The organism is Helicobacter salomonis, assembly GCF_900197775.1.
GTDB classification, from domain to species: Bacteria; Campylobacterota; Campylobacteria; order Campylobacterales; family Helicobacteraceae; genus Helicobacter; species Helicobacter salomonis.
Map to the genome: position 1 here is coordinate 1 of NZ_FZMA01000009.1, position 12,756 is coordinate 12,756.

General features: G+C 47.7%; 9 protein-coding genes. 5 read left to right on the forward strand and 4 right to left on the reverse strand.

The window, feature by feature from the left end:
* The 5 genes from C6H04_RS02380 to C6H04_RS02400 all read left to right on the forward strand — a co-directional run.
* A partial coding sequence (locus C6H04_RS02380; RefSeq protein ID WP_233711825.1) for an energy transducer TonB occupies positions 1-662 on the forward strand: 662 nt, incomplete at its 5' end.
* Entirely contained in the window at positions 662-1,663 is a 1,002-nt protein-coding gene (gene pyrC, locus C6H04_RS02385) for a dihydroorotase (RefSeq protein WP_104732222.1), read from the forward strand. The genes C6H04_RS02380 and pyrC, both read left to right, overlap by 1 nt.
* Positions 1,656-2,855 carry an exo-alpha-sialidase gene (locus tag C6H04_RS02390; RefSeq protein ID WP_104694898.1) on the forward strand — a complete coding sequence of 400 codons (1,200 nt, stop codon included), beginning with the start codon at positions 1,656-1,658 and terminating at the stop codon, positions 2,853-2,855. Before pyrC ends, C6H04_RS02390 begins: the two co-directional genes overlap by 8 nt.
* Before the next feature lie 253 nt (positions 2,856-3,108).
* The gene (locus C6H04_RS02395; protein WP_233709824.1) at positions 3,109-4,764 is read left to right on the forward strand and encodes an outer membrane family protein; all 1,656 of its coding nucleotides are present in this window, start codon (positions 3,109-3,111) and stop codon (positions 4,762-4,764) included.
* An 82-nt stretch (positions 4,765-4,846) separates the two neighbouring features.
* Positions 4,847-6,196, forward strand: coding sequence for an outer membrane family protein (locus C6H04_RS02400; protein WP_267892268.1), 1,350 nt, complete (start codon positions 4,847-4,849; stop codon positions 6,194-6,196).
* A gap of 540 nt (positions 6,197-6,736) precedes the next feature.
* On the opposite strand, the gene C6H04_RS02405 is transcribed toward C6H04_RS02400, so the two are convergent.
* From C6H04_RS02405 to truD, 4 genes are all read right to left on the reverse strand, one after another.
* A complete protein-coding gene (locus C6H04_RS02405; protein ID WP_104694900.1) occupies positions 6,737-7,039 on the reverse strand; it encodes a DUF5666 domain-containing protein in 303 nt (100 codons plus the stop codon).
* Positions 7,040-7,127: 88 nt separating this feature from the next.
* On the reverse strand, positions 7,128-9,467 hold the full coding sequence (locus tag C6H04_RS02410; RefSeq protein ID WP_199767069.1) for a ribonucleoside-diphosphate reductase subunit alpha: 2,340 nt from the start codon (positions 9,465-9,467) through the stop codon (positions 7,128-7,130).
* A 15-nt stretch (positions 9,468-9,482) separates the two neighbouring features.
* Positions 9,483-11,282 carry a translational GTPase TypA gene (gene typA / locus C6H04_RS02415; RefSeq protein WP_104732224.1) on the reverse strand — a complete coding sequence of 600 codons (1,800 nt, stop codon included), beginning with the start codon at positions 11,280-11,282 and terminating at the stop codon, positions 9,483-9,485.
* 503 nt (positions 11,283-11,785) lie between these two features.
* Positions 11,786-12,756, reverse strand: a 971-nt coding sequence (gene truD, locus C6H04_RS02420; protein ID WP_158653804.1) for a tRNA pseudouridine(13) synthase TruD, incomplete at its 5' end; no start/stop codon positions are given.

Sequence of the window (12,756 nt, forward strand, 5' to 3'; positions counted from 1 at the left end):
CCCCCACTCCCCCGGCCAAGTCTGTGATTAGCCCCACTGCGCAGAAACCTATAGAGCGCCCCAAACATCGTGTGGAAAGACGCCACGCAAGAGAACACCACGCAAGCCCTCGCAGAAGTGAGCAGAGTGCCATGCAGAGTCAGCACAAGGCTTTACACCAAGCCCAAGAGGAACCGCGCAAAAAGCAATCTCAGGAGAAAAATCAAGCGCAGCCAAGCTTTAACCCTAATAATCTCTCCTTCCTCCCCTCTGAACAGAGCGCCTCCCAGCCCACCCGCGACAAGAGTTATGAGCACGATAAGGGGATGGATAGCCAAACCCGTAAGGACATTGACGATCTTTACGGAGAGGAGTTTGGCGATCTAGGCACAGCTGAAAAAGATTTTATTAAGAGCAATTTAAGCGAGATTGGGCGTATCACCCAACGCTACTTAGAATATCCTAGTGCAGCAGGATATCTGGGGCAGGATGGGGTTGATGCAGTTGAATTTTATTTACACCCCAACGGGGATATTACAGGACTCAAAATCATTATGGAGTCTGGCTACAAACTCTTAGATGACAACACGCTCAAGACCATCACCATCGCTTACAAAGACTACCCGCGTCCCACCACCACCACGCTCATTCGTATCCGCGTGCGTTATTTTATTTACCGCTAATGCAAATCACTCTGTCTAATCCCCTAGACATGCACTTACATTTGCGCGAGGGCGCAATGCTCCAAAAGGTCTTGCCTTTCAGCGCACGCGCTTTCTGTGCCGCGGTGGTAATGCCCAATTTGAGCACCCCTATTAATACCACCGCGCGCGCCCTGGAGTATGCGCACCAAATTCAAATCTTAAGCCCGGACTTTACCCCTTTAGTTGCCCTCTATCTGCAAGAGAGTTTGAGTATTGCTGAGCTCGAGCGCGCTAAAGAGCATGGATTCTTTTTGCTCAAACTCTACCCTCAAAACGCTACTACCAATTCAGCACAGGGGGTAGGGGATATTTTGAGTCCTCAGATGTCAAAGATTCTGCGCGCTGCAGAAGAATTGGATTTTATACTCTGCGTGCATGCAGAAGCACCAGGGTTTGTGCTCGAGCGTGAACGGCTCTTCCACCCAATTTTAGACACTCTCTGTGTCCGATTTCCTAACTTGTCTATTATTTTGGAACACATGAGTGACGCGGCTAGTCTCACGCTTTTGCAGCGCCATGCCAATTTATATGCTACTCTCACTTTGCACCACATTGCCCTCAACCTAGATGCCCTGCTGGGTGAACATCTCAACCCCCATCTCTTTTGCAAACCCGTGTTAAAAACCCCCCGAGATCAAGAGGCGTTATTACAACTGGCTTTAAGCGCGCACCCTAAGGTGTGTTTTGGATCGGATAGTGCACCCCATTCCCTAGAGCATAAGCATGCCTGCGCCTGTGCAGCGGGGGTTTTTAGCGCACCCATTCTCCTGGAAGCCCTAGCCACCCTCTTTGAAAGACATTACGCCCTAAAAAACTTGCAAGCCTTTGTAAGCGACAACGCAAAGCGTATCTATGCCCTGGATAGACGCTTAAGCCTCCCCTCTAAATCTATTACCCTGCGTAAACAGCCCAGTACCCCCCCAAAGATTCCCGACCTCTTAGTGCCTGACCTACCCCTAGAGTGGCATATTGATGCTTAAAACATGGGGTTTTGTCCTTTTTGTGACCCTAATCTGCAGCTTTTTAGCCCAGCGTTCACCCCCAGAGTTCCAGTTTGCTCCCCCTCCTTCCCTGCAAGAGAGCTCTACACCCTTGCTAGAGCGACGCGCTTTGCCCGCCCCCCCTACTAAGAGCATGCACGCCTCTACTCTAGTAGCTCTCTGTGGCACTCACCTCTTGGGTGCGTATTTTGCTGGGAGTGCTGAGGGGGAACGCGATGTGCAAATTTACGCCAATCTCTACAATCTGGACACTAAAAAGTGGAGTCCCGCCTTTAAACTTCTTTCAGCAGGAGAACTCAGCCAACTGAGCGGAGTGTATGTCAAGGCATTGGGTAATCCCGTGTTGGTGGTGCAAAGGAGTCGCCTCTATCTCTTTGTGGTGGGTGTGAGTTTGGGAGGATGGGCTACTTCGCGAATCTATTTGCTCAGTGCCCCCCTCGCTTCAAAATACACCTCTTCTACTCCTATTTTCACTTGGAAATTTGAACAGCTATTATCCTTAAGTCCTTTTTTGAATATCTCTTATCTGGTGCGCAACAGCGCGATCTCTACCACAGATGGAGGATTTGTTCTGCCCATTTACCACGAACTTGCCACTAAATCTCCCCTGCTCTTGAAATTTAATTCACGCGCACGCTTGCAAGAGATTATTCAGCCCAACACGCTCAAAGCCCAGCTCCAACCCACTTTAGCCCCCTATGGCCCATGTGCTTTTCTGGCCTTTAGAAGCTATAAAGACACACGCCTCTACACCCAAACCTGCCAAAATCCCACCCACTGGAATCCCCCCCAAGTGAGCAATTTACCCAATTATAACGACGCACTCACCCTATTCAATGCCAATAATACTCTCTATCTGCTCTACAACGCCCCCCTGCCACACTCGAGCGCGAGCCGCAGCACATTGCGTTTAGCTCAACTACTGCCCAGTGCCTCTGCACTTAACCATTTCAAATTCTTGCGTATTTTAGATCAAAGCCAAACAGGTGAGGTGAGTTACCCCTGCGCGCTGGTGTTAGGCGATAAGGTGCATGTGCTCTACACCAAGAACCGCCAAGCGATCATGCACTTGGTCTTCAATAGCGCGTATCTCAAAACCCCTGCTCTATCTGCGCCTGAAGAGAGCATGCCCAAAAATTCCCCTCTAACTTCCCCGAGTACAGAGGGATGAATCTTGCCTGCCATGTTAAAGCCCACAGATTTTCGCGCAAGCGCTTTTTAGCTGCCAACACTCTGTAAATTCAATATGCGCAAAAAATTTCAAATAACATTCTTGGCAAACGAGAAAAAGAGCGAAACTAGGGTTTTTTTAAGAAAAAAAACATTAAAATGTGGGCATAAGGACGCGTGTTCTAACAGGTCTCTAGTACAATACAAGTCTTATTTTAAGCTATCAGGAAAGGGAGCGCAGTATGGAAGAAACGATGATACAACAAACGGGGCGGCAGAGGGGTAAGTGGCTCTCTGCGCTGGGTAGGACGGTTCCCGCCCTTGTAGCCTCTTCATCCCTAGGGGTGTGTGGGCTGGACGCCCTGAGTTATGAGGTGCATGGCGATCTCATCAACTTCAATAAAGTGGGCTTTAACACTTCCCCCATTAACCCCATCAAGGGGATTTACCCCACGGGCACCTTTGTGGAGCTCACGGGCAAATTAGAGAGCACGCTACACCTAGGCAAGGGCTGGAGCGTGAGCGTGGGGGGGGCGTTGGGAGGCATGCCCTATGATGGCACGCGTTACGATCGCTATGCGACAGATGTAAAGTCTTCTAACCCTGCGTTATGGAAGCAGTGGGAACAATATGCTAACCAGTGTAGCACTCAGGGCGGTCAATTTTGTTCGTCCATTGTTACGGGGGGGCCATATGCCAACGCCTACACTCCCGGGGGCATTGCCGACCCTAGGGGGATTGGTTACATGTTCATGGGGGAGTGGAATGGCTTGTTTCCAAACTATTACCCAGCCAGTGCCTACACTCCGGGCCAATCGCGCCAGTATGAAATCTACAAGGCCAATGTGCAGTATAAGAGCGATAGAATTTGGATGATTTTAGGGCGTTATGACACCACTCAGGTGCAGATGATTGACTGGTTCTACCAACTCACCCAGGGGTTTTATGGAATGTTCAAGCTCAGTAATAAGCTGACTTTTCAAGTGTTTAGCTCCTGGGGCCGTGGTATTGCTGATGGACAATGGATGTTCCCCATCTATCGTGAGAAACCATGGGGCCAGCATAAGATCGGGTTTATTTACCAGGTAAACAAACATTTCTATGTCCACCCCCATGTGTGGTTCTCTCCCAAGTCATTCACTGCCCCTGAGGTCAAGGTCTATTACGACACGAATCCTGATTTTGATGGGCGTGGTTTCCGATCCCAGACAACTTTCTATGGCATGTATGTCTACCAATGGGAGAATGATTATATTCCAGGCATTGGGCATGTGGGGCGTTATGGGGCGGCGCGTTATAACACTTGGGATCCTTTCTTAGATCATGGCAAATGGCGGGGCTTGCAAGGTCCTGGAGGGGCGGTTTTGCTCTTCAAACAACGCTTTGATATTAATAACCATAACACCTCTTTTGGGGTGTATGCGGCCATTGGTAACCCCAACCCAAATATTGGGACCTATGGTAACCCCGTGGCCATCGATGGTGTGGAACAATGGACGGGTGGTATCTACTCGTTAGGGTTTGCCAGTATCAACAACATCACCGCTGCCAATGCGCTCACCGTGTATTGGAAAGGAGGAGGTGTTTATGGGAAATTCGATTGGGAGTTAGCCGAGCGTTACACTACGGCCCCGCGCGCCATCGGTCAGGCTCTAGCTCTATATATGAACTACCAGTTTGGCAAACATGTCAAGGTGGGGATCAAGCTTGAATGGTTCTTGCAGGTGATTCGCGCTGGGTATAACCCGGGCGTGGGCTTCTTAAGCAAATACGGCCAACCTTTGGACCTCAACACCGGTCTTTTCTCTTCTAGTGCTTTTGCGCAAGGACCTGCCAATGTGGGCTATATCAATAAGACCATTGCCCAAGACCGCAGCCACATCATGACTCATATCAGCTATAGTTTTTAGAAAATACTCTGCCTTGCACTTGAGCGGGCAGAATTTGCTATAATCGTCTTGTTTCATCGCAAAACAGACTGAGGGCCGTTCAATTACACATAGGATACTCGTTTTTTTGGGGCTCGTGCTAGCCCTTGTGGGGCGCGCGCCAGCTTTTGACATGAGTTTGACGGGCAAATTGAGCACTTACACCAAGTTTGGCTTCAATAATCAGAAATACAACCCCGCTCGTCTCATTTACCCCACTGGGAGTTATACCTCACTTTTAGCCATCACAAATTTGAGCATGAATCTTTACAAGGGCTTGCGAGCCGAAGCGGGAGCCATGGTTTCTGCGCTGCCCTACGACTCCACGGCATATCAAGGCAATAATATTCCTCCCGGTCAGCCGGGCGGACCGGGGGATTATTACCAACAAGATGGGGGGATATTTTGGGAATACATCGGCTGGTATGCAGGGCATAGCGGCTTGCATGTGCAAAAACCTCGCTATTTCATGGTGCACAATGCCTATTTAAGCTATGACTACAAGGGGATTTTTGGGGTCAAAGGAGGGCGCTATGAGCTTTCCGATTACGATTGGTTCACCTCTTTTAGCCAGGGGGTAGAGGGCTATGTTAAATACAAAGGCACGAAATTGCGCGTGCTCTACTCAGATGCGCGCGCTTCTGCTTCAAGCGACTGGTTTTGGCCCTTTGGGCGTTACTACACCAGTGGCAAACCCTTGATGATCGCAGAAGTGCTCTATAAAAAAAAAGGTTGGAAAGTCAACCCGTATTTTTACTCGATTTTTGGACGCATGAATGCCCCTGGGATCAACATCACCTACGACACTAATCCTAATTTCCACGATAAGGGTTTTCGTTGGGTGGGGACTTTCGTAGGGCTTTTTCCCTTTTTTCCCCCCACAGGACGCGGCCCGGATATTATTCTCTTTCAGCAAGAAAACATGGGCAAATACGGCCAAACTCTCTTTTTCCGTTCCCGTTTTTATTACAACAAATGGAGTTTTGGAGGCAGTATTTATAAAAACATCGGTAACGCAAATGGGGATATTGGGATTTATGGCGACCCTTTAGGTTACAATATCTGGACCAATAGCATTTACGATGCCGAGATTAACAACATTGTCGGTAAAGACGCGCTCAATGGCTTTGTGTATTTTGGATCGCATTACCGCGGATTTACATGGAAAGTTCTAGGGCGACTCACGGGATCGCCTCGCGCCAATGAACAGAGTGTCGCATTATTTTTGAATTACTTTTGGAGCAAGTATAATCTGGAATTCGATCTCAAGCTCGAATACTATAACAATGTAACTAAAAAGGGCTATTGCATTGGTTACTGCAGCTCCTGGGGGGCGTTTCCTCTGCCGCGCAATGTCAATTCTGATCGCAGCCATCTGATGTTCACGCTCACCTACGGCTTCCAAATCTTTTGAAGAACATGTCCTAAAGTGGTGTTGAATCACCGCTTGACAGCTAAAATTAGACCAGCCAAAAAGCTTGTGGTTCTTTCTTTGAATAGAGATTAATATTTATAGAAAGCAGGCTTTAACCCTTAGCATAGAGGCGCTAAGACCCACCTGGTGGGCAAGCCTTGATGATCCCCCAACCCCATAAGCGACTAAACCATGGGGAGCACGCTAACAAACTCAGCTCTCAAGAACAAGAGACTCTAATGCGCCCTTCCAAGGGATAACTCTCTAACTAAAGCGCGCAAAAGTCCCAACGGATACCAATGCAAAAAGCCTTGTGTTTTGAGTACCTTTGACATACTCTCCCATAACTAAAGTTAGGGGATTCTAACTTTAGTGGAGATCGCGGCTTCAAGCAGGACAGCTCCATTTGGAGTCTTACATTCCCTATTCCAAAGGTTGATGCCCCAACCCCAAGGGTATTACCCCTTGATTGCACAAATATTAGCACAGCCATGCTAGTGCTAGCCTTAAAGCTAGGGGCTTTACGGCGTGGCTGGTAAACTAGTAAGCGCGGTGTTGCATGCACTTGATTTCGATTTCCTCAGCAACTGGAGTAGCTTGGTGATGGATGAGATCCACTTTCACCAAATCGCCCTTCTTGAGATCGGCAAATTTTTTCGCACTATCCCAACCCATGCCACAGGAATCCTGCTCGATTTTCGTGTAGGGCATCACCCCAATCACCATGCCATTGACAGCAATGGTCTTTTGCGCGTCGTTAACTTCTTCAATGATTCCTTTGAAATCAGACGCATACAGCGATCCCAAGCCGGCCACCAAAAGACCCATTAGCACTTTTTTCATACTCACTCCTTCTTAAAATAGTATTGTAAGTGGGAGTATAAAGATACCAAGCTAAAACTTTCCTGATTCTGCTCCTAAAATCTGCAGTTTACTGACATTGGTGGCATTCTAAAGATCGATCCAGCACATTTTTATCTTCTAAACTAGGGCTTTGGGTGCGCAAATAATAGGTAGATTTGAGTCCTAATTTCCAAGCTAAATGGTAAATTTCATGTAAGAGCTTCCCATGAGCTTGTTCGATGCGTAAAAAAAGATTTAAACTCTGCCCTTGATCGATCCAGCGTTGGCGCACAGCAGCCAGTTCTACCACCTTTTTAGGGTCGATGTCATAGGCCGAAGTGTAGTATTTCCAAGTGTCTAAACTCAAATGAGGCACAACCACAGGGATAAACCCGCTCAAATTTTCCTCCACCCATTTCTTTTGATAAATAGGCTCGATAGTCTGGGTGGTGCCTACTAAAATAGAAATCGAACTGGTGGGCGCAATTGCCATCAAGTACCCATTGCGCAAACCATGCTCTTTTACGCGCGCCCTTAAACCCTCCCAATCACAACTAGGCGCTGGGAAATCCCCGCGTGCATGATCCATAGGAAAAACCCCCCTACTCCACGCCGAGCCCTCAAACAAACCATAAGCTCCACGCTCTTGGGCTAAAGCACAACTTGCATTGATGGCCTCATAGCTGATTTTTTCCATCACATGGTTAATTTTTTCCACATGTGCGTCACTGCCCCATGCGATGTGTGCACAAGCCAGCATCTGCGCTTCCCCCATTACGCCCAAGCCCACCGCGCGACTTTTCAAATTGGCGTGTTTAGCCTTAGCAATCGGGTAAAAGTTCAAATCAATAATATTATCAAGCATGCGCATCGCAATGGGCACTACGCGCGCAATATCAGTATCGTTATACACTTTACTAAGATTAATGCTAGCCAAATTACACACCGCCACATCCCCTCCCAGTGCGCTCTTATGAGTCATAAAAATCTTTTTACCCCCTAAAGAGTCGTTGCTCCCAAGCTTATTGGCCTTTTTGCTAATGCCTGCATCGGTGCGCACACAATCATGCTCTTCAAAAAACATCACACCGCCATCTTCAAAGCGCACTTCCACGCGATAATGGCTACTAGCGGTGTTTTGATAAATCTCCGTGCAGAGGTTAGAGGAGCGAATGATCCCTGCATGGGCATTGGGGTTAGCACGGTTGGCATTGTCTTTAAAGCCCAAGAAAGGCAGTCCGCTTTCAAAGTAATTAGTTAAAATCTTGCGCCAAAGCTCTTTGGCTCTAATTTTCTCGTGGGGAATTTCTGGGTTCGCCTCATAGGCTAGATATTTTTGGCTAAATTCTTCACCATAGCATTGTGTAAGGTCCACACACACATAGGGGTCAAATAGCGTCCACATGTCATCTTGCTCCAAGCGTTCCATGAAGAGATCGCAAATCCAGAGTGCGGGGAAGAGATCATGGGCACGACGGCGTTCATCCCCACTATTCTTACGCAAATCGATGAATTCGAGCACATCTTTATGCCAAATCTCTAAATAGACTGCGATCGCCCCCTTGCGCGTGCCCAGTTGATCGACGGCAATTGCCACATCGTTAACAATCTTTAAAAAGGGGATCACCCCCGCGCTCGCGCTCTTGTGCCCATCAATATAGCTCCCCAAGCAACGCACCTGGCTAAAATCCCAGCCAATCCCCCCCCCGTATTTGGAGAGCAGAGCCATGTCCTTATAGCTCTCAAAAATGCCCTCAATATTATCAGGGGTGCTACCCACATAACAAGAGCTCAGTTGATGGTTTGGAGTGCGCGCATTGGCTAGGGTGGGCGTGGCGCACATCATTTCAAATTTGCTTAATACCTCGTAAAATTCTAGGGCGCGTGTGTTAGGATCGCTCTCATTTTGGGCTAAAAACATTGCAATAGCCATGAACATGTGCTGGGGTAGTTCAATGGGATGCCCTTGTTGGTCTTTGAGCAAGTAGCGATCGTAGAGCGTTTTAATGCCCAGATAATTGAATTGCAGATCGCGCACGGGCACAATGGCGCTATTAAGCAAATGTAGATCAAATTTTTCTTTAAAACCCGCTGCAATGCGCCCTACCTGTTCCCCCTTTTCTAAGTAGCTTTGCAAGCTTTGGTATTGCATGCACCCATTGACGCGGTGATATAGGTCATAGAGAAACAAGCGCGCTGCGACAAAGCTCCAATTAGGTGCATGGGTGTCGATCCTATCCAGGGCTTTGTGAATCAAGGCTTGCACGATATCTCGTGTCTTCATCTTGTCAATAAAAAGGTGTGCTTCTAATTCCAACTGCGCGCGATCGATCCCCTCTAAGTCTTGAGTCGCACTCTGAATATATTTGTGGATTTTGCGCGTGTCCAAAGGCTCAACGCGCCCATCGCGCTTGGTAACCATCTTGATTTTCATGTGTGTTCCTTATTTTTTAGCACGGCGGCGCGCAGTAGGGTCTAGCACCTTTTTGCGGATTCGCAAACTCAAGGGCGTTACCTCCAAAATCTCATCTTCTTCAATCCACTCCAGTGCGCGCTCTAAAGCCATACTTCTAGGGGGAGTGAGTTTGATCGCATCATCAGACCCGCTAGCGCGCATATTGGTTAGGTGTTTAGATTTAATGGGATTGACCTCCAAATCATTATCCCGACTATGCTCCCCAATCACCATGCCCACATACACCTTTGTCTGAGGGGCAATGAAGAGCGCGCCCCGCTCTTGGATGTTAAAGAGAGAAAATGCGGTCGCTTCCCCATTTTCCATGCTCACCAACGCACCGTTTTTGCGCGCCTCCACACTCCCGCTAAAGGGGCGAAACTCTAGGAAAGAATGATTCATTACTCCCTCGCCCTTCGTATCAGTCAAAAATTCGCTACGATACCCGATGAGTCCGCGCGCAGGGATTTCAAACTCCAAGCGAGTATAACCATCTCCAATGGGATTCATCGCCTTCATCTCTGCTTTGCGTTTACCCAAGCGTTCAATCACCACGCCCCCAAAATCTTGGGGTGTGTCGATTACCAAATGTTCAAAAGGCTCTAACCTTGTTCCCTCTTCCACTTTTACAATGACCTCTGGGCGGGATATACTAAACTCAAAGCCCTCACGGCGCAGATTCTCGGCTAAAATAGTGATTTGCAATTCCCCGCGCCCACTGACCTTAAATTTCCCTTCTCCCATTTCCTCGCATTTCATGGCGATATTGGTTTGCATCTCCTTAAGTAGGCGATCTTTGAGCTTATTAGCGGTTACATGCTTGCCTTCCAGTCCGGCTAGGGGCGAATCGTTAATGCTAAAATACACACTCATGGTGGGTTCTTCTAGGTGCATGGGGTCCAAGGGCTGGGGGTTATTGGGATCAACAATGCTATCGCCCACATCCACCGCGTTAAAGCCCGCCACCGCAACAATATCCCCCACACGCGCTTCTTCAATTTCCATGCGCGCCAAGCCTAAAAAGCCGATGAGCTTGGTGATCTTGCCCATCTCTTTAGACCCATCGCTTTTAACCAATAACACGCTTTCCCCCTTGCGCACCCGTCCATTGAACACGCGCACAATGCCAATCTTGCCCACATAATTATCATAATCTAGGGTAAAAATCTGCATTTGCAAGGGGTCTTCTAGGGCTCCACTGGGGGTACGCACATGGGATAAGATGGTTTCAAATAAGGGTTCTAAGTTTTTCTTTTCTTCGTTCAAATCCCTGATCGCATAGCCCTCACGCGCAGCAGCATAAACCACGGGGAAGTCTAGTTGCGCATCGCTAGCTCCCATCGCTACAAAGAGATCAAAGACTTCATCGACGACCCTATCTGGCTCTGCAGCAGGCTTGTCGATCTTGTTAACCACCACGATCGGACATAGTCCAAAACTTAAGGCTTTTTTGACGACAAATTTTGTCTGGGGCATTACACCCTCTTGGGCATCTACGAGTAATAATACCCCATCGACCATTTTCAACACCCGCTCCACTTCACCCCCAAAGTCGGCGTGTCCGGGAGTGTCTATGATATTGATTTTTACACCCTTGTAGTGAATAGCGGTGTTTTTAGAAAGAATGGTGATCCCGCGCTCTCTCTCTAGCGCGTTACTATCCATCATGCGCTCATCGAGCTTATCGTGATCGCTAAAAGTGCCCGACTGAGTGAGCAAACCATCTACTAAAGTAGTTTTTCCATGGTCAACATGCGCAATAACGGCGATGTTTCGAATCTCTTGCATTTAGAAAATCCTTGGGTGATTTGAGCGCCGAGTATAACTAAAAATTACTTAAGTACTCGCGCACCTAAATCCGGAAGCCTAAAACAAGGCAAATCTCATATTTCCATTTAATCTGATAAACTTCTGGGGATAGCACCCTTGACCTCTAGCAAACGCGAGCAGTTTGTGAGCGTCAGCTTGGAGTGAAATTTATCCAAATTGCGCGTAAAACTCCGTCCTTTAGGGCTTAAGATGTAAGCGCACTCTAAGAAAAGAAAGGTTACCTTTGCAATAGGTAAGTGAGGTTAGTGAAAGCCTGATGTGGCAGAGTTGGATGCGCTCATTCTAGCCACTAAAAACTAGCACGATGACAGGTTGGCAACTGATCTCCGCCCATATCAGTGGGTCTGTAAGTCTTTTGGGTTAGGGACTAGCCTTGCGGACTATAAACAGCAAAGCCTTTGTCAGCTCAGAAACGCTGGTTTCTGTTAGTTAGGAAGCTCCTCCCTTTAGGGAGGAGCGGTTCACGTAAGAAGGGGTGAAAGCAGTGATTCGGAAGTTTTGGGATTAAAAAGCTCCTTTCCCGCAAGTTCTTCTAAAAAGATCGTAGCATGAGCACCCTTGGGCAAGAAAAAACGCAATTCACCTTGAGATTCTTGAATACTGTAGTTGAAAGCAATGTCCGTAGGGAAAACTAAGGCGTAGCGGCGATCGCCCTGGATATCGACCAGACCGCTGTAGAGCTCTTCAAACGAGCCAGCGATATCTTTAGCAAGTAACACCTTATGTCCTGGTAACAACCCTGTAGGGGCTAGTCTGTGGGTGTACAGTCGCTCTACATCCTGCCCTGAATCCTGATCGTAGTGGTAAAAGCACCGCCCAAAGGGATAATGGCACAGCACATCGCCATTTAAGAGCTTGAAATAGTGTTGCTGGGCCTTTAAGATTTGGGCTTGCTTGATATCAAGACCTTTGCACTGGCGCGTGATCTCTTTGGGACTAAGTATCTGCACAAGGACATTTAAACGCATGCGTGCGCTTAACCACTGATTAAATAAATAACTCTGCTGGTTAGAAAGCAAGACTTGATCGATCTTCTTATTACCAGTTCTATCTCGTTTGAAGCTATTTCCAAAATTGTCAAGGCGTTGTGTTCCAAAGTAATTAGGGAAGCCATAAGCCTGTAAAAAAAGTAACACCTTGCTAATTTTTTGGGCACTGACTGGATCAAGTTTCTTAAGGCGCACCGAAAAATGATTGCCCTTGAGATGCCCTAAGCGTAGTTTATGAGGGTGGGCAGTGCTTCTTAAAATTGTGATCCCCTGCTCGGCAAGCATGGGAACATGTTTGTCCAATAGGGCTTCACAACTTCTAGGCATGGAAATGTATTGCAATGTCATGGCATGCTTATCTTTGAGTCCAGCATAGCCAAACATCGATATATTACAGCCTAATACCTGTGATAATAGCGAAAGCATCTCCCAAGTGCTTTTAT

Coding starts and splice junctions, on each gene's coding strand:
- pyrC (WP_104732222.1), top strand. CDS start 662: ATGCAAATCACTCTGTCTAATCCCCTAGACATGCACTTACATTTGCGC.
- C6H04_RS02390 (WP_104694898.1), top strand. CDS start 1,656: ATGCTTAAAACATGGGGTTTTGTCCTTTTTGTGACCCTAATCTGCAGC.
- C6H04_RS02395 (WP_233709824.1), top strand. CDS start 3,109: ATGATACAACAAACGGGGCGGCAGAGGGGTAAGTGGCTCTCTGCGCTG.
- C6H04_RS02405 (WP_104694900.1), bottom strand. CDS start 7,039: ATGAAAAAAGTGCTAATGGGTCTTTTGGTGGCCGGCTTGGGATCGCTG.
- typA (WP_104732224.1), bottom strand. CDS start 11,282: ATGCAAGAGATTCGAAACATCGCCGTTATTGCGCATGTTGACCATGGA.